Here is an 18093-nt window from a genome sequence, read left to right on the forward strand (position 1 = left end):
AATGAATGCCCGCGAGGATCTCACCTATCTCAAACGCGTACGCCTTCGATACCGGCGCTTCAGGCTTTTTCGGCGGCGGGGCTCCCTATGACAGCTGGGTGGGATGTCTGCCATAAGTCCGGTCTGAAAAGCCAGTCCAGTGACTTTCCGTTACCTGTTGAGGCTGTTGCATGGGTCACTTTCATTTGCTTCCAGCCGCAAGGACCCTGATCCTTGCAAGACCTAGTTTTTTCAGCGCTTGTCAGAGCGTGCCCAATGGAGGACACAATTTATGACTAACGTTCTTTGGTTTTCTGAGCTTGGCTTGACCGACCTTGACCAGGTTGGCGGCAAAAATGCATCACTCGGAGAAATGGTTCGGAATCTCGCCTCGGCTGGGGTGAAGGTTCCGGACGGATTCGCGACGACGGCGGACGCTTACCGGCGTTTCCTGGCGGAGTCGGGGCTTGATACACGGATTGAAGCCATCCTGGAGGGCTTGGACAGCGGCGACGTGGCCGCTTTGGCCAAGGTCGGCGGGCAGATCCGGGACCTGATCCGTCAGACGCCGTTCCCTGCCGGTTTCGAAGAGGAAATCCGCGCGGCCTACCAGCGCCTGACCGAGGAGCATGGCGGGGATGTGTCATGGGCGGTGCGTTCCAGCGCAACAGCCGAAGACCTTCCTGACGCCTCCTTTGCCGGCCAGCAAGAGACGTTCCTGAACATCCGCGGGATCGACAACATCCTGCTGGCTATCAAGGACGTTTTCGCATCCCTGTACAACGACCGCGCGATTGCTTACCGCGTTCATCACGGCTTCACGCATTCGGAAGTGGCACTTTCGGCCGGTGTGCAGCGGATGGTGCGTTCCGACGTCGGCTCTTCCGGCGTGATGTTCACGATGGACACCGAGACCGGTTTCCAGGATGCGGTCTTCATCACCTCCTCTTACGGCCTCGGCGAGGCCGTGGTCCAGGGGGCCGTGAACCCTGACGAGTTCTATGTTTACAAGCCGGCATTGGCGGCTGGCAGGCCGGCAGTTCTCAAGCGCGGGCTGGGGGAGAAGGCCGTGCAGATGGTGTACACGGATTCGGACGAAGTTGGCAGGACCATTGACTTCATCCCGGTGCCCCAGGATTCCAGGAGCTGTTTCAGCCTGACGGATGCTGAAGTCGAGCAGCTTGCACGCCACGCCGTAGCGATCGAGCAGCACTACGGCCGTCCCATGGATATCGAGTGGGGGAAGGACGGGGTGGACGGGGAGCTCTACATCCTGCAGGCGCGGCCCGAAACCGTGGAGTCCCGCAAAGCAGCGGGCGTCACGTCCCGCTACACGCTCGCTGAGCGTTCAACGGTTTTGGTCGAAGGCCGCGCGATCGGTCAGAGGATCGGCGCCGGGCAGGTCCGGGTGCTGTCCTCCATTGAGCAGATGGCCTCCTTCCAGGAGGGTGATGTCCTGGTGGCGAACATGACGGACCCGGACTGGGAGCCGATTATGAAGAAGGCCGCCGCGATTGTCACGGACCGTGGCGGGCGGACCTGCCACGCTGCGATCATCGCCCGCGAACTGGGGATTCCCGCCGTCGTCGGAACCGGCTACGCGTCCCAGATCCTCAAGGACGGCACTCCCGTGACAGTCTCCTGCGCCGAAGGCGAAGCCGGGCTGGTCTACGAAGGGCTGCTGGAGTACACGCTCCAGGAAACCAGCTTGGAGACTATGCCCGAGGCCCCGGTGAAGATCATGATGAACGTCGGGACCCCGGAGCAGGCGTTCAGTTTCGCCAAGCTCCCCAACCACGGTGTTGGTTTGGCCCGCCTTGAGTTCATCATCAACCGGCAGATCGGTGTCCACCCCAACGCCTTGCTGGCCGTCGCCGGTGAGATCGAGCGCCCGGCGAGCCTGGATGACTACACCGTCCGGCTGATCCAGGAAAAGACGGCGGCCTATGACGGTCCCCGCGACTACTATGTCCGCCGTCTGGCTGAAGGCATCGCGACCATCGCGGCCGCGTTTGCCCCTGAACCTGTGATCATCAGGCTCTCGGACTTCAAGTCCAACGAGTACGCCAACCTGATCGGCGGTCCTGCGTTCGAACCCGAGGAAGAGAACCCGATGATCGGGTACCGGGGTGCGTCGCGGTACCTCTCAGCGGCGTTCCGGCAGGCTTTCGAACTCGAATGCGAGGCGCTGAAGTACGTTCGCAATGAGATGGGCTTGAGCAACATCAAGCTCATGGTCCCGTTCGTGCGGACACTGGACGAGGCCAGTGGCGTGATCGACCTCCTCGCCGCCAACGGACTGCGGCGCGGCGAGGACGGACTGGAGATCGTAATGATGTGCGAGCTGCCTGCCAACGCGCTCCTTGCGGACGAGTTCCTGGAGTACTTCGATGGGTTCTCCATCGGTTCCAACGACCTCACCCAGCTCACTTTGGGCCTGGACCGGGATTCTGCGCTTGTGGCTGAAGGCTTCGATGAGCGGAACCCGGCAGTGACCAAGCTGCTGGAGATGGCCATCAGTGCTTGTCGCGCCAAGGGCCGGTACGTCGGAATCTGCGGCCAGGGCCCCAGTGACCACCCGGACTTCGCGGAGTGGCTCCTTGCCCGGGGCATCAGCTCCATCTCGCTGAACCCGGACGCAGTCACCGAGACCTGGTTGCGCCTGGCTAAGACCACCAGCACCGCGGTCTAGGTGGCAGACAACCAAACCGTAGGGGCGGGCGCAGCGTCCGCCCCTACGGTGTTCTTTCTCTCTGACAGCACCGGTATCACCGCTGAAACGTTGGGCAACACCTTGTTGACCCAGTTTCCCGGCCAGCGGCTTGAACGGCGGACCATTCCCTTCATCACCACCATTGAGCAAGCCCGCGAGGTGGTAGCGGTTATCGACAAGGTGGCAGCCTCCGGTCCTGTGCCGATCATTTTCTCCACTGCCGTGGGACAGGACATTCGTGCCGTGCTGTCGGAAAGCCGTGGTCAGTTTTTCGACTTGTTCGGATCCCACATCGGGAAGCTCGAACAAACTCTTGGTGCGGTCGCCAACGGAAAACCGGGCCAGGCACACGGCGTCGGCGACGCCGTCCGGTACCAGTCCCGCATGGCCGCCGTCGAATATGCCATTGAACACGACGACGGCCAGTCGCTCCGTGCGCTCGAACGCGCCGAACTGATTCTGATCGCGCCCTCCCGCTGCGGAAAGACGCCCACCACGATGTACCTTGCCCTGCAGCACGGCATCCTGGCAGCGAACTTCCCGTTGGTCGAAGAGGACTTTGATGTCATGGCGCTGCCGAAACCCTTGCTGCCGTTCGCGGACAAATGCTTTGGCCTTACGTCCCAGCCCGTCCGGCTGAGCCAAATCCGCCAGGAACGCCGGCCGGGCAGCAACTACGCTTCGCTGAACCAATGCACCTTTGAACTTCGCAACGCGGAGGACATGTACCGGGCCAACAACATCCCCTACGTGAACTCCGCCTCCATGTCCGTGGAAGAAATTTCCGCCACGGTCCTTCAACGCATGCAACTGCACCACTGACAATCGGAGGCTTCGGGACTGTCCCAACAGCGGTGGGTTGAGTCTGGCTTGATCCGAGGAGGCAGTCGTATCACTCACTGTTACTTCATCGAAGTTGCTGCTGAGGGATCGATCTCCGTGGCCGCCGATCTTCTCTATGTAGCGCAGCCGACAATATCCGCCGCGATGAAGGACCTTGAGGCCCGGGTTGGCGTTCGCTCCGCTCTCGCTGGTGTCCACCAGCGTCAGTAGGCTCCCTGTTGCCGTCGACGCCGGCGGTTCACGGAGTCGGAAACTGCAACGCCTATGAGGGGGAGAACAGCCGCGAAAGCGGCAAGGAAGACGGGAAACAGAAAGCTCAAACCTGCCAGCACTACCAAGGCTCCAATGCCGACAAGATCGGATGGTCGGCGGGTGCCGAGTACTTGTCGAATAAAAAGGCCCCGGCCAGCAAGGAAGAGAGCCGGCCCGCCGAACAGGAGCAGGACCGTCGGCAGATTGGAGTGGGCTGCCGGGTCGGTGATCACGAGCTGATCCCCGACCGCCACCAGAATCAGGCCAGCCAGTAACGCGACCAGGGTGTTTCCCGCCAAAATGCCGGGTCGGAACTGATCATCGACAGAAGCAAGCTTCTCCAGAATGTCCTGTTCGAGGCCATGGAAGTAGCACCACCAGATCGCGACGCTTCCTGCCAGGCTGATGGTCCCGGTCAGGAATATCAGCGGGTCCTCAAGATTGCCTGCAATGGCCAAACCCGTGGAGAGGATCGTCTCGCCGAGCGCGATCAGGTAGAACAATCCGAACCGTTCAAAGATCCTCTCTCCCGGCAGCGGGACCCGGCTTCCTTCGGTTTTCCGGCCCGGCAGACGGTGGGCCAGCATGTGTCCGCCCAGATCGATCGTGGCAGCGGTACCCCAGGACATCAGGCGAAGTTCCGTACCGAAGAGGACGCCGGCAATCCAGAACGGCATGCTCATGCACCCCCAGATCAGGGTGCGCACAAAATGGTTGTGGGTAGTCCTGTCGAGTCCGACGCTCAGCATCCACGCGCCGCGGCCCAGTTGGACCAACAGATAGCTCACAGCAAAGAGCCAGCCGAAGGCACCAAACGCTGAGCTGATGGATGCGTTCATGAACAGCGTGACGAGCATGACGGTCAGCAGCATCCACTGCACCTCAAGCCGCGAAGTGTCCAGCAATGTCGCCGACCAGGTCGTGTAAACCCACACTTTGTAGACCGCGAGAAGAAGCACGAACGTCTCTCCGGCACCCACCCATGAGAGATGTTCCAGCAAATGATGTGATAGCTGCGATAGTGCGAAGACAAAGACCAGGTCGAAGAATAATTCAACGCGGGTAACACGGTCGTCGGAGGCCGCGGACGGAATCAGCGACCTGGCACGGACCATCAGTATCCTCCACTGGACCAGGAACGGACGGACGCCCCCTCCTGCTCTCTGCAAGAGTGACGACGGTGCGGAGGAAAGTCAAGAGAAACGGAAGATGCGGTCCGCCTGGGCCGGCCCGGTTTGGGGGGGCGCCCCTGAGCGGCCGGTCCTACTACGGTCTAGCGGCGGTGCGTCATCGGTGCCGGCCAGCAACAGGCGGTTCTTAGCGAATCAGGTTCAGCGCAGCGTTCACGATGGATGCCTCGTCGATTCCGTGGATGCTGTAGGCGTCCTGCAGATCTGAGGACTGCCCGAACTCCCTTACTCCCAGGGAGACTGTGCGGTCCCCGCGCGCCCCGGCCAGGAAGGACAAGGTATGTGGGTGTCCGTCCTGGACCGTGACGAGCGGCGCTGGGGCGTGACGCGGAAAGAGTGCGTCAACGATGTCGAAACCGATCGCATTGGATCCTTGGTTCAGGGAGTTGCGGTTCTGGAGGGATTCGAAGACCAGGTCAGGGCTGGTGAGGCAAACGACGCCGGCATTGACGCCAAATGTCTTCAGCCGCGCGGCCGAGGCGATGACTTCGGGCATCATTGCTCCCACTCCGACCAGGGTCACATTGTCCTCGGCCGGGTCATGGCCACTTAGCCGGTAACCGCCGGCTACCGCATGCCTACGGCGTCGCTCCAGCAGTACCGCGTCCGTCGGTATGGCAGCCAGGGCTTGATCCAGTGGACGGGTCGTGAGCCGGAAGTAGGCCGAGCGTCCTCCGGGAATGCCGATCCGGCTCATGGCTTCGAGCATGCACCATTCCAGATCCTGCGCGAAGGCTGGCTCCCAAGCTGTACATTCCGGCTGTTCCAGCCCGATGGAGGGAGTGGTGAGAGACTGATGGGCTCCGCCTTCCGGGGCCAGGGTCACACCCGAGGGCGTTCCAATCAGGATGGACTGCCCGCCAGCGTACATCCCAAACGACCAAGGTTCGAGGGCGCGGGCCACGAACGGGTCGTAGATGGTGGCGATCGGGATCAGCGGTTGGCCCCAACGGCTCCAGGTCGTTCCGAGTTCGGAGACCAAGCCCACGAGATTGGTTTCGGCGATGCCGAGTTCGATGTGTTGGCCTTGGAAGTTCTCAATCCAGCGGAGGACCCGTTCAACGTCGTCCGCGAACCAGTCCTGGCGTTCGCCAACGGACCAGACCCCGGTTTTGTTGATCCAGCCACCAAGGTTGGTGGAGGAGGCGACGTCGGGACTGCAGGTAACGACACGGTGGGCCACCTCAGGCGCTGCCCGCTTCAGGTCGGACAGGAACCGTCCCAGCGCGGCTTGGGTGGAAATTCTGTCACCGTAGCTCCATGGCAAAGAATCGGGGATTGGGAGGGTCGGAGCCGGATCGGGTTGCCGGCGCCGGAGCCGGAGGGACGTACGGGCGCAGGCTTGTTCTTCGACGGTGTCCGGCTGGAATTGTTGCCATGGATCGCCAAGGTCCATCCCGGAGGGCTTGGCCAGGGATTCCATTTGATCCTTGGACAGGAGCGCCGAGTGGTTGTTTGGATGTCCTTCCGTGGCTAGGCCGCGGCCCTTGATGGTGTAGGCAAAGATAACGGTGGGCCGGGTAGGGTCGACTTGCTTGTAAGTGTCAAGCAGCAGTCCGATGTCATGTCCGGCGAGATCTCGTACCGCGGCGGCCTGTTCTGTGGCGGGGAGCGAACCGAGAAGGGTTTCCATGGCGGGGGTCGAACTGCTGGAGCGCAAGCGGTCGAAGATCTCAGAATCGGCTGAGCGGAGCATGCGCTGGTATTCCTCGTTCGGCATGGTCTCGAGCCGGCGGCGTAGATCCGCACCTCCCGGGCGGGCGAAGAGTTACTGAATCCGGGTTCCCCATTTCCGGGTGAGGACCTGCCAGCCTGCGGCTTCAAACATGCCTTGCAGGCGCATGATCTGCGAGTCCGGTACCACCCGGTCCAAGGACTGCCGGTTCAAATCAACGATCCAGAGCAGTTCGCCAAGCTGCCCAACGGAGGGGTCGGCGACAGCTTCCCAAATAGCACCCTCGTCCAGTTCGGCGTCGCCCAGAAGTCCGATGAAGCGACCCGATTTCCGTGATGCGGCGTACCTGTCGCTCACGAAGCGGTGTGACATGGCCGCCCAGATGGTGGCCGTGGCTCCGATCCCCACACTGCCGGTGGAAAAGTCCACGGTGTCCGGGTCCTTTGACCGGCTGGGGTAACTCTGCAGGCCGCCCTTTTGCCGAAGCGTGCTGAGTTTGCTTTCGTCCAGGTCACCAAGGAGGTAACTTATGGCATGCAGGACAGGAGAGGCATGGGGCTTGACTGACACGCGGTCCGCCTCGGTCAGATCGGAGAACCAGAGGGAGGTCATGATTTCAACCATGGAGGCGCTGGAGGACTGGTGACCGCCGACCTTGATGCCGCTGGTATTGGTGCGCCCGCGGTTGGCAGCATCCACAATTGCGGTGGCGGTCCAGCGCACCCGCCGGGCAATACTCTCCAAAACTGCCGTCGTGGACCCTGCGTCCCCCAGACCGGCAGCGCCGGGACGTGTGGCTTTAATCTGAAAATCTTCGACCCTCATGGTGGTCTCCTCTACAAGTACGCGTTGGGGCACGGTGCTGAACTGCTCTGGTCATCCGGGGGAGCCCCTGAGGGGGGCTTCCCCGGATGACGGTCCATCACAGCGGTAAAGCTCTCGGGGCTATTCGCTTAGCTGACTGCGAGTTCCCCCAGCTTCGACCAACCTTCTACCTTGACGTTGACTATGTCCGGCGTCGCAGAAAGATATCGGGGAAGCTCCTCGCAGGCCTTCCTGAAGTGGTCCGACTGCACGTGGGCTGCGCCGGACTCATCGTCGCGGAAAGCCTCGATCAGGATGTAGGTGCTCGGATCTTCGACGGAGCGGGCCCATTCGAAGAACAGGCAGCCCTCCTCGGCGTTCGTTGCGGTGGTGAAGTCCTTGGAGATTTCGGGCCACGCATCGGCGTGGGCAGGCAGGATGGCAAATTTTGCGGTAATGAAGATCAACTCTGTTTCCCTCTTGATAGGCCCGTTCCGAATGACAAGGTCCGACGTTGCGGGTGATTGGTCAGGCTGTTTCGACCGGACGTTTCTGCCCAGCGGTCGTAGGCGCAGCGGGGGCCTTGTTGATAAGGGCTTGTATGCGGTCGCCCAGGAACGCCGAGGCCCAGCCCAGTCCGGCGCCGATGATGAGGGCAATGACGGTGGGCCACAAAGACAACTGTGTTCCGAAGAACACGGCTGTCCCGGCGAACGCTCCCGGGATGAAGGAGAGCGGCGCCCACCCTGCCTGCAGGCACATGGCGAGTGCGGCAAGGGCCACGGCAACGGCGAGCACGCCGGGGAATTGCACCCAGGTGGTCAGAAGCGCCACCAGCCACCCGTAGATGACGCCGGACAGGTTGGCTGCAAGCCCTCTGGAGAATCCTGTCCTGTTTCCTCCTGCGGCGAAAAAGCATGCCCACGCGACGAACGCCACCCAGGTGATGAGGCCAAGTTCTGTGCTTACCTGCGTCCAGAGCCCGGCTAGTGCACCGACGGCGATACCCACGCCAATGTATGGTTTCATGTCGATTCTCTCTTTACGTTGATGCGAGCCCCCAGGGTTTGCTTGTTCCAGGGTTTGCTTGTTTCAGAGTTTGCTTGTCAGGGCACAAGGATCGCCCGGCCACGGACTTTCCCTGCGTCGAGGTCGCTGATCGCTTGTTGGAAGTCATCGAGGGCGTATTTCTGGGTATGGAGGGTGACGGCACCTCGAGCCGCCAGGGCCATCAGGTCCTGAAGGTCGTTGTAGGAGCCGACGAGGTTGCCGATGATGTTGATCTCGGCTGAGACGATGTCGATGGTAGGGACATCGATGTTCTCGCCGTAGCCCACAACGTAGTAATCCCCCGCCTGACGCAGCATGGCGAGGCCTTGGGCGGTGGCGCCGCCTTCGCCAACGAAGTCGATAAGTGCCTCCGCTCCATGACCCCCGGTGAGGGCAAGGACCTGCTCGACCTGTGACCCGTCGGCCAGGACGCCCTCATGTGCTCCGATCTTCTTGGCCAGGTCCAGGGCAGCCGGGTTACGGTCGACGACGATGATGCGGGCCGGTGTTAGGGCAGTCAGGACTTGGATACCTATGTGGCCCAGCCCTCCGGCGCCGATGACAACGGCCGTATCCCTTGCGGTCAGCCGCTTGGCAGCCTTGGCGGCAGCGTGATAGGCGGTGAGGCCGGCATCGGCCAGGGCTGCGACATCGGCAGGCTCGAGAGAGTCGTCGATTTTGACGACGGAGCGGGCGGATGTCAGCAGGTATTCGGCGTATCCGCCGCTGGTGTCGATACCGGGGAACTTGCTCTGCTCGCAGTGCACGTCGTCCCCGGAACGGCAGGCACGGCATAGGCCGCACGTGATGAGGGGGTGCAGGATGACTTTGTCGCCTTCTTTCACATTGGTAACGGCGCCACCGATTGCGTGTACCCAGCCGGCGTTCTCGTGGCCGATGGTGTAAGGCAAGTGGACCTGGGATTTTTCCGCCCACTGGCCCTCCAGAATGTGCAGGTCCGTGCGGCATACCCCGGCTCCGCCGATTCTGACGACGACGTCAAACGGTCCGGTCACCTGGGGAAGTGGCACTTCTGCCATTTTGAGGCCTTCGTGGTAGCCGACTACCTGTACGGCCCGCATGGTGCTCATGGGTGAATCTCCTTGACTGTCAGTGGAAGTAGTTCGTGGTGGTCCGCCGCTTCCGCGCCCTCGGTTCGTGGTGTCTGGTCCGCGCCGGATCCCGCATAGCGTGTCCGCAGCAGACCCCGGCAGAAATGTGCGTTTCCGTCAATGGAAATGCGTGTCGAGCGTGCACGACGCAGTGCCATCGGCACCGCATCCGGTGGATAAAGCTGCCCTTTGTGGTCAACCAGGACAATCGACTCCGAACCGTCCGGCAATCCAAGTGCCTCTCGTCGGCGCAGCAACGCTTCCTTATTCCGTCCAGGTGGAAGATCCCAGAGACGAATGGTTCCCATCATCGTCTCCTCGATGCCGGCGTTGGTGCGCAACAGATCAGTGAGGCATCGTTCCATCGCGGCGGTGTGGGCCTTGCGCTGGAACAATTGCCGCAGCTCGTCCAGGCTGTCCTCGGCTTCATGCAGGAACGTGCCCCTATAGCCTGCGTCCGCGGCGAGCCCGGCGTTGATGAGATCGGAGTCGTGGTGGTCATCGAGCTCCACCACCACCTGCGTCACCGCCGGCAGCGCAGAGATCACATCCTTGCTGTCGGACGCCATGAGGTAGGCGAAATTGGGCGAGCAGAAGGAGGTGGGCAGGCGCAGGTGAATTTCCACCCTGGCGCCACCGGCGACGGTTGTGACGTTGAGGGAGCGAACAAAGCCGAGATCGGTGATCGGTTCATCCAGTTCCGGGTCGAGCACCGCGCCCAAGGCATGGCGGATGTCCTCCTCCGTGACATCCCAGCGGGATGCAACTGCTGGACCGACGTGCAGCGCCGTCACCGGACGCCTGCCAGATCTGCGCGTTCGGGCTGCCGGGGTCCTGTCTTCGTCTCATCTGCAGCGGGGAGCTGCAGCTCAGCGGGCACCGGGATGTCGTACATCTTTGCGGCGTTGAGTCCCAGAATCTTCTTCTTTTGGGCTGTGGTGAGCGGGGCATATTCGGTCATGTCTTCCGGAATCTGGAAGTCAACGAACCGCTCAATCAGCCAGCGGGGCGTCCAAATGGCGTAGTCACTGGAGAATTGGATCCGATCCTCTCCGATCCAATAGATGAGCTCTCCGATGATCTGGGCAAAGTACCGCGGCCGCGTGTGCATGAAAGGCATCGCGACGGCCAGGCCGCCATGAACATTGGGCTCCTGAGTGGCGATCCAGCAGAAGTCTTCCAGTCGGGGCAGGCCGACGTGCTCGACCACAAAGTTCAGGTCTGTGAAGTCTGAGGCTGCATGGTCGACGTCGGCGACGTCGAAGGCGTCACGGTCGAGCGGGCGTACGGTAGGTCCTTTGTGGATATGGATGTTCTTGATGCCGAGTTTGCGGCACTCCTCGAAATACCTGTAGGACCACGGGTCCGAGAGTTTGTACCCACGCGATTCGCCGTGCCACTCGGCGGTGTACAGCTTCACGCCTTTGAAGCCCATCTTCTCGTGATCGGCGCGCAGCCGGTCTAGGCCCGCCTCACCATCCCGGGGGTCATAACAGTGGTTGTACGTGAGCTTGTCCGGATTCGCAGCGGCCAAGCCGTACGCCTCCTCGACCTGCGCGAAGCCGTTCTTGTAGAAGGCGCCAAGGTAGGCCGGCTGAAAGATCGCGTGGTCGACGTAGCCGTCCTCAAAAAGATCCTTCATGAGGCGCTGACCGCCTTGGTAAAGGAACTCCTCATAGCTCCACTGTTCCGCGTCGGGAGAGAGGTTGCGGTGGTAGTCGTAGAAGCAGTCGATGAACTGCTTACCAGGGATGTTCCGCTGGTTCTCCGGGCGAGCGTCCCACAATGCGATGTGGGCGTCGACAATAAAGTAGTTTTCGCCGTCTTTGCTGTACATGTCCGGTCTCCTTCTGGCGACTGCCGTAGTCGCGACAAGATCGAGAGTAGGCTGATGGAACAGGCGTCAACATGTGGTGTGTGTCTCATTTTGAGACGATCCTTTTCTGATTGGTCTGGTGAGACCAAGTAACCTCGAAACATGGAGACGAGGAGGTCGGCGATGATGCCGAACAAGGACGAGGGGACTGCCGGCTTCGCGCACGATGACGTGAACCAGCTCGCCACTCCCGCCAAACGCCTCCTTGCTTCCTGGCAACGGAGCGAGGAATACGGGGTTTCCGCCGAGGCAGTAGATCCGACGTGGGCTGGCCCTGCAGGGTCCGACTCGCTGTTTTTCCAATGCGGCCAGGAAGTGCTCACCAGCCTCTACGGCACGCTGGCAAACGAACCCCTAAGCCTGATGCTCACCGATGCCAACGGCCTGCTCCTCAACCGCTTCAGCGGAGATACTTCCCTCTTGAGGGCGCTGGACAAGGTGCATCTGGCACCAGGCTTCGCCTTCTCCGAAAGGGATGCCGGGACCAATGGCATGGGATTGGCACTCGCGGACCGCATCCCGACCCTCGTACGCGCGGAAGAGCATTACAGCGCCAGTCTTCGGACGTACACCTGCGCGGCTGTACCTGTCTTCGACCCCGTCACCGGCTTGCTGGAAGGCAGTGTGAACATCACAACATGGTCCCGCTCATCCCCGCAGTTGCTGCTGGCTTTGGCGGAATCAGCTGCGGGCAACACCTCAGCCCTGATGCTTTCAAGATCACAGGGCCGCAAAGGAAAAACCGGACCGAAGGGCGGCGTCTTCCGCATCCAGAGAGGCAAGCTCGAGCCGGCAGCGGGCACAGTGCGGAAAATCTCGTCGGCCTGGACAAACGCCCTCGACCAGGCCAGTGGTGCCTTGGCGGCAGGACGGGTTGTTGCCGCCGTAGGGGAGCAGGGTGCCGGGCGCGCAACTCTCCTGGCGCAGGCGCTGCGGCATGTTCAACCCGGGAGCCGTATCATCTCAGCGGCCGTCCCTGCTCCTGCCGACGTCGAAGCGTGGCTGTCCTTATGGGCGCCGGAACTGGCCAAACCCGCTACCGCTGTGATCGTCGAAAACGTAGATTTGCTGCCGGCTTGGGCGGCGCAGGAACTCCACGCGCAAGCCCTCCGGGCGGTTCGGTCGCTTCCACTCTCCCAGGGCGGGAGCACACCAACACTCGCATGGGGTGTCACAGCTGCAAGTCATGACGGTATCCCGCAACCCCTGGCGGGCATGGTCGATACGGTGATTCCTGTTCCTGCCCTGCGGGATCGCGGCGAGGATGTCCTGCACCTGGCCAGCTACGCCGCCCGCCAAACCCGCCTGCGGGAAATCAACTTCACCGGCGCGGCAGAAAAAGCACTGATGGCCCATAGCTGGCCAGAGAACATTGATGAGCTTTTCAGCGTTATTCACGCCGCCGCTGTCCAGACAGAGACCATTGACGTGAGCCACCTCCCTGCTTATCTTCTGGGCGGGAGCAGCCGCCATCTCAGTCGGATCGAGGTGGTGGAACGCGACGAAATCATCCGCTGCCTTTCCACGCCGGGGGTAACAGTAAGCGGTGCGGCAGCAGAACTGGGCATCAGCAGGGCCACCATCTACCGTCGTATGGCCAGGCTTGGGATCGCAATCCCGAAGTAGGCAACCACCGGCCCGGCCCCTGGCACGGCTCCTTTGTCGACGAGTCGCACATCGTCGTCAGCTGCTCCATAGGAAAGCGTCGCTCCATCCGCGGGAGCCCGCTGGCCGGAAAAGCCGAAGGCGGTCCGCAGCATCAGCTCCGGACCGCCTTTCGCCCAATATGCTTCGTGCGTGCTACTTCTTTTGCCCCTGCTTGGCCAGGACGTAGTCATAAACTACTTCCTCACCAATGCCGTCCTAGCGGGTCTCCGAGGTGGTGGTGCACCACCACGACCTGGATACTGCCTGGACCATCGAGGAAGCCGACCCGGATTCGCTGTTGAACGCCATTGAGGCCGTGGTGCGGACGATGCGTGCCAAGGGCGCGCCGGGGATGACCCTGCTTACTGAGGAACGCGACGAATGGGTGGTTGGCGACGGTGCGCTGCGGATTGAATCGGACCGGGAAGGCCTTCTGAAGTGGTTGGCCCGCGGTGATGCCGGTTTCATCGAGGCCGAAGGTCCCGTGCCCGTCCTGCCGCGCTGGTAGGTGACTCTCCCTCCTTATTTTGATCAAATCAAAATAAGGAGGTAAGCTGGGTATAGGCCAGAGCCGCCCTTGAGTACCGCACCGGTGAACATTCCCGGGCCGGCAGGGCGCGCCACAACCGCAAACACCCTTCCGCTTGAGCGGTACTGGAATCCCGGACTGGCCATGATCCTGAACCCCAAGGAGGACCCATGACTTTACTGACTGAACGTCCCGCAACGCCCGCACCCGCCTCCGACGCAGCTGCGGCAGTCACCGTGTCCAAAACCGCATTGATCGGCGGCAGCTACGTAACCCTGCCGACTGCCCTTTCCCGGACGCATAGTGAAGGTGCCTACGTCACCGCCCCCGGCAACCGAAACGTTTCCCTTGGCAGTTACGTCACAGTTCTCGGCGTCCACAAAGACCCAGTCGGTGGCAGCTACGTCACACTTTGCAAGGCAGCCTAAAGGCGGCGTCTGTGCTTGATGGCACTACGCGGCTTTGAAAGGGGGCCGACGACGACACTTTGTGCCGCCGTCGGCCTCCTTTTGTGCAACGTTTGTTGGCGAAGCCTGTTCGGGTTTCCGCCTCACGTTGATGCTGTGCCGCTCAGCCTTCGAGCCTCGAATGCTCGCCCAGACGGTGCCATGAACGGTTGTGGTAGACCAGAGCATCGCCGGGCTCGCCGGCTTGGACGTCACGCATCACGTGTGACTCCAAAGCGTGGACGGCGATGATCGTGGAGGTCCCCACTTCCATACGATTGATGACGGCGCAGCGCACCCAGGCGCGGACATCGTCATACACCGCTTCGCCGGTCGGAAGGGCCGACCAGCGGTGCGTCTGGTCAAAGCGGTCGGCGCCTGGCGTCGCTCCAAACTTCGCCAAGTCGACGTCGTGGGCGTCCAGCAGGTGAACGACGACGGTTTCCGCGCGCGAAAGCACCTTCGACGCTGAGGACAGTGCCGAGACCGAGAAAATCAGCAACGGAGGTTCCGCACTTACTGAGACCACCGACGATACAGTCAGTGCCACCGGTCCCTCGCCGGCATCCGCCGTGATGACGGCGACACCTCCTGGGTGGCCACGGAACAATGCTTTGAAGTCGTCAGCCGAAAGGGAGGACGGGAAGCTTTGCTTCGGAGCCTCGAGCCAGGTGTCTGTGGGGTAGGCGTGAAACATCGTTATGAGACCCTGCGGGCGAGTTCCTCGCGAACGATGTTCGTGCCTGCGCTGAGAGCACTCAGCTTGGCCAAGGCGACATCCCGGGGGAACGGTGCCATGCCGCAGTTGGAGCTGGGGATGAGCTTGTCCGCATCGACGAACTGCAGTGCTTTGCGGAGGGTGTCGGCGACCTCTTCCGGGGTCTCGATCGTCTCGCTTGCGACGTCGATTGCCCCGAGCATGACCTTCTTGCCGCGGAGGAGCTCGATGAGGTCCATGGGCACGTGGGAGTTCTGGGATTCCAGCGAGATGATGTCGATGCTGGAGCTCTGAAGCAGCGGGAATGTCTCCTCGTACTGCCGCCACTGTGAGCCGAGCGTCGCTTTCCAGTCATTATTGGCCTTGATCCCGTAGCCGTAACAGATATGCACGGCGGTCTCCACCCGCAGTCCCTCTGCCGCTCGCTCAAGCGCAGCCACGCCCCAGTCCTTGACCTCGTCGAGGAAGACATTGAACGCTGGCTCGTCGAACTGGATGATGTCCACGCCGGCGGCCTCCAGCTCTTTCGCCTCCTGGTTCAGGATCGTGGCGAACTCCCAGGCCAGCTTCTCGCGGCTCTTGTAGTGGTCATCGTAGAGCGTGTCCACCATGGTCATTGGACCGGGAAGAGTCCATTTGATCGGCTGGTCCGTGGTTGCGCGGAGGAACTTTGCGTCTTCGACGAATACCGGCCGCTCGCGGCGCACCGGTCCGACGACGGTCGGCACGCTCGCGTCGTAGCGATCGCGGATGCGCACGGTCTTGCGCTGTTCAAAGTCGACCCCGCTGAGGTGCTCGATGAAGGTCGTGACGAAGTGCTGGCGGGTTTGCTCGCCATCGCTGACGATGTCAATGCCGCGTCGGCTCTGCTCGTGAAGCGCGATGCGCAGCGCATCCTGCTTACCCTCGAGAAGCGCATCTCCCTCCAGCTTCCAGGGGGACCAGAGGGTCTCCGGCTGTGCGAGCCAGGACGGTTTCGGCAGGCTTCCAACAACGGTGGTGGGCAAGAGTGTGTTCATGATTGGCGATTCTCCGTGGGTCAGTTGACGAGAGCGGGGTATTTGGCGGTCCACTGGTCCAATAGATCCTTGTGGGGCGTGATGAAGTGTTCCTCCGTGTACTTCGCCTGCGTGATCGCGAGCTGACTGCGCTCGACGCGGTCATAAGCGATCTGGGTCCGTGAGTAGTCCTGCTCTCCCAGGCTCGGTTGGTAGACGACGGCGGCGGCGGAGTTCGCGTTGTAGACCTCCGGGCGGTAGATCTTCTGGAAGGTCTCCATGGTGCTGATCGTGCCGATGAGCTGCAGGTTGGAGTAGTCGTTGAGCAGGTCGCCGCGGAAATAGAAAGCCAGCGGCGCCACGCTGCCTCGCGGCATGAAGTAGCGGACCTGCAGCCCCATCTTCGCGAAGTACGCGTCCGTCAGCGAGAACTCGTCCTGCTGGTACTCGACGCCCAGGATGGGGTGACGGTTTTCCGTTCGCCGGTAGGTCTTGCTCGTGGAGACGCTGATGCACACCACTGGCGGCTGCGGGAAGCGTTTCTTGCATGCCGGGGAATCGAGGAATTGCTGGAACAGTTTGCCGTGAAGATCGCCGAAGTTTTCGGGAACAACGGGCTTGCCGGCTTCCGCTGCTGCCGCCGGCAGTACGACGCTGAAGTCGAAGTCACGGACGTAGGACGAGAAGTTGTTCCCCACGATGCCTTGGTGGCGGACCCCGTTCAGTTGGTCGACGATCTGGATGTCGAGAACCTCGAACAGCGGGAACTGCTGATCCGTACCTTCCGCAGTGAACTCTATGTGCACGGAAACGATCTCAAGCTCGAGCGTGTAACGGTCCCGGTCCGGGTTGTCCCAGTCTGCGAGATCGTTGAAGCGGCGCCGGATCATGGTCAAGGCGTTGCGGAGGTTCTCCTGGCGGTGCTCGCCGCGTGCCAGGTTGGCGAAATTCGTCGTGATCCTCGAGCCTTCCGACGGGGAGTAGTCCTCGTTGAAAGGGGTCGTGGTGATGCTGAAGCTGAAGTCGTCTGCCATGTTGCCAATCCGTTGTTGATGGCCGGAGACGGCCTTTCAGAAGGTGGTGTATCCATGGTGCAACTTTCCGACGGCTATCAGGTAACTAGTGGTTGCTATGCAGGCATATAGAATCTTCCTATGGCCCAGATTTCGAGCGGATTAACCCTCCAGCAGCTCCGTTACTTCATCGAAGTTGCAGCTGAGGGATCGATCTCCGCAGCCGCCGATCTTCTCTATGTAGCCCAGCCGACCATGTCCGCCGCGATGAAGGACCTTGAGGCCCGGGTTGGCCGTTCGCTCCTGGTTCGCTCCGCCCGCGGAGTCACCCTCACCGCCGACGGCGTAGAGTTCCTCGGCTACGCGAGGCAGGTCGTGGAGCAGTTCGCCCTCCTTGAGCAGCGCTACCTTGGAAGGCCGCCGCGGCGTCGTCTGCTCGGGGTGTCAACGCAGCATTACTCGTTCGCGGTGGACGCCTTCGTCCGGATGGTCAAGGCCTCTGATGTGGCCGAATACGAGTTCTCACTTCGGGAGTCCCGCACCTGGGACATCATCGAGGATGTCCGGACACTCCGCAGCGAGATCGGCATCCTTTATCGGAACGACTTCAACCGGAAAGTCATCGACAAGCTGCTCAGGGAGTCCGGGCTCGCGTTCACTCCGCTTTTCCTCGCCGATCCGCACATATTCATTTCACGGAAGAACCCGCTGGCTGCAAAGGAGCGTGCGAACCTCGATGATCTCGCCGGCTTGCCGCGGTTGACATTCGATCAAGGCGCGAACAATTCTTTCTACTTCGCCGAGGAAATACTCTCCACCTTGTCCAGTAAGCAGGAGATCCGGGTCTCTGACCGCGCCACGATCTTCAACCTCATGATCGGGCTCCACGGCTACACGATTTCGACGGGCATCATCAGCGGGCAGCTCGACCCGGAGATCGTCGCCATCCCGCTCGACGTTGACGAACGCATCGAGATCGGCTGGATCGGCCACGCCGCAATTCCGCTAACCGACCAGGCGCAGCGCTACCTCGGGGAACTGCGGGCTGTCGTCGCAGAGTTTGGCGTAGCGCTGCTCGACTGACGGCAGTTGAGTGGGCGGAGTGGGGGAGGAGATGATCTAGGGTCTGATGTGGCTGGCGATACTTATAACCCGGCCAGCAGGATCACGGATGAAGAACCGGCGGACTACCCACGTCTCGTCGCGTAGTTCCCACTCGATGTCCAGACCATCTCCACGCTTCAAAGG

15 protein-coding genes and 2 pseudogenes are annotated in these 18093 nt (G+C 61.6%); 7 read left to right on the plus strand and 10 right to left on the minus strand.

The window, feature by feature from the left end:
- Positions 1-271 precede the first annotated feature (271 nt).
- The 3 genes and pseudogenes from ppsA to ACNQOP_RS00430 all read left to right on the plus strand — a co-directional run.
- Complete coding sequence (gene ppsA / locus ACNQOP_RS00420) at positions 272-2671, plus strand: phosphoenolpyruvate synthase (protein ID WP_416402931.1); 2400 nt, start codon at positions 272-274, stop codon at positions 2669-2671.
- Positions 2672-3514 (plus strand): pyruvate, water dikinase regulatory protein, encoded by an 843-nt coding sequence (locus ACNQOP_RS00425; RefSeq protein ID WP_257368261.1) that lies wholly within the window; start codon positions 2672-2674, stop codon positions 3512-3514.
- A gap of 48 nt (positions 3515-3562) precedes the next feature.
- Positions 3563-3706, plus strand: a pseudogene (locus ACNQOP_RS00430) (helix-turn-helix domain-containing protein); the annotation flags it as partial.
- Between the two features lie 32 nt (positions 3707-3738).
- Here ACNQOP_RS00430 and ACNQOP_RS00435 read toward each other — a convergent pair.
- The 7 genes and pseudogenes from ACNQOP_RS00435 to ACNQOP_RS00465 form a co-directional block, all read right to left on the minus strand.
- Positions 3739-4902: a low temperature requirement protein A gene (locus ACNQOP_RS00435; protein WP_416402934.1), complete on the minus strand. Its 1164-nt coding sequence runs from the start codon at positions 4900-4902 to the stop codon at positions 3739-3741.
- 202 nt (positions 4903-5104) lie between these two features.
- A pseudogene (locus tag ACNQOP_RS00440) lies at positions 5105-7477 on the minus strand (transketolase-like TK C-terminal-containing protein).
- A gap of 128 nt (positions 7478-7605) precedes the next feature.
- The gene (locus ACNQOP_RS00445; protein ID WP_416402935.1) at positions 7606-7923 is read right to left on the minus strand and encodes a putative quinol monooxygenase; all 318 of its coding nucleotides are present in this window, start codon (positions 7921-7923) and stop codon (positions 7606-7608) included.
- Positions 7924-7984: 61 nt separating this feature from the next.
- Positions 7985-8485 (minus strand): DUF1097 domain-containing protein, encoded by a 501-nt coding sequence (locus ACNQOP_RS00450; protein WP_235521926.1) that lies wholly within the window; start codon positions 8483-8485, stop codon positions 7985-7987.
- Positions 8486-8562: 77 nt separating this feature from the next.
- The gene (locus ACNQOP_RS00455) at positions 8563-9597 is read right to left on the minus strand and encodes an NAD(P)-dependent alcohol dehydrogenase (protein WP_235521927.1); all 1035 of its coding nucleotides are present in this window, start codon (positions 9595-9597) and stop codon (positions 8563-8565) included.
- Complete coding sequence (locus ACNQOP_RS00460) at positions 9594-10412, minus strand: iron-sulfur cluster assembly protein (protein ID WP_416402937.1); 819 nt, start codon at positions 10410-10412, stop codon at positions 9594-9596. The genes ACNQOP_RS00455 and ACNQOP_RS00460 overlap by 4 nt, the downstream gene beginning before the upstream one ends.
- Entirely contained in the window at positions 10409-11455 is a 1047-nt protein-coding gene (locus ACNQOP_RS00465) for an amidohydrolase family protein (RefSeq protein WP_235521929.1), read from the minus strand. The genes ACNQOP_RS00460 and ACNQOP_RS00465 overlap by 4 nt, the downstream gene beginning before the upstream one ends.
- Positions 11456-11617: 162 nt before the next feature.
- Here ACNQOP_RS00465 and ACNQOP_RS00470 point away from each other — a divergent pair, with 162 nt between their 5' ends.
- The 3 genes from ACNQOP_RS00470 to ACNQOP_RS00480 all read left to right on the plus strand — a co-directional run bounded on the left by ACNQOP_RS00470 (position 11618) and on the right by ACNQOP_RS00480 (position 14098).
- Positions 11618-13120: a helix-turn-helix domain-containing protein gene (locus ACNQOP_RS00470; protein WP_416402938.1), complete on the plus strand. Its 1503-nt coding sequence runs from the start codon at positions 11618-11620 to the stop codon at positions 13118-13120.
- 259 nt (positions 13121-13379) lie between these two features.
- Positions 13380-13649, plus strand: a complete 270-nt coding sequence (locus tag ACNQOP_RS00475) for a hypothetical protein (protein WP_235521931.1) — start codon at positions 13380-13382, stop codon at positions 13647-13649.
- Positions 13650-13840: 191 nt separating this feature from the next.
- Complete coding sequence (locus ACNQOP_RS00480; RefSeq protein WP_235521932.1) at positions 13841-14098, plus strand: hypothetical protein; 258 nt, start codon at positions 13841-13843, stop codon at positions 14096-14098.
- 142 nt (positions 14099-14240) lie between these two features.
- On the opposite strand, the gene ACNQOP_RS00485 is transcribed toward ACNQOP_RS00480, so the two are convergent.
- From ACNQOP_RS00485 to ACNQOP_RS00495, 3 genes are read right to left on the minus strand one after another with little or no spacing between them, the layout of a single operon-like run.
- Complete coding sequence (locus tag ACNQOP_RS00485; RefSeq protein WP_349471847.1) at positions 14241-14813, minus strand: flavin reductase family protein; 573 nt, start codon at positions 14811-14813, stop codon at positions 14241-14243.
- 2 nt (positions 14814-14815) lie between these two features.
- Positions 14816-15853 (minus strand): methionine synthase, encoded by a 1038-nt coding sequence (locus ACNQOP_RS00490; protein ID WP_416402939.1) that lies wholly within the window; start codon positions 15851-15853, stop codon positions 14816-14818.
- A 20-nt stretch (positions 15854-15873) separates the two neighbouring features.
- Positions 15874-16866: a DUF1852 domain-containing protein gene (locus ACNQOP_RS00495; RefSeq protein ID WP_416402940.1), complete on the minus strand. Its 993-nt coding sequence runs from the start codon at positions 16864-16866 to the stop codon at positions 15874-15876.
- A gap of 120 nt (positions 16867-16986) precedes the next feature.
- On the opposite strand from ACNQOP_RS00495, the gene ACNQOP_RS00500 reads away from it, so the two are divergent.
- A complete protein-coding gene (locus ACNQOP_RS00500) occupies positions 16987-17928 on the plus strand; it encodes a LysR family transcriptional regulator (protein ID WP_257368254.1) in 942 nt (313 codons plus the stop codon).
- Positions 17929-18093: the final 165 nt, after the last annotated feature.

Origin of the sequence: Arthrobacter sp. LFS091 (assembly GCF_047977885.1) — a bacterium.
GTDB lineage: Bacteria > Actinomycetota > Actinomycetes > Actinomycetales > Micrococcaceae > Arthrobacter.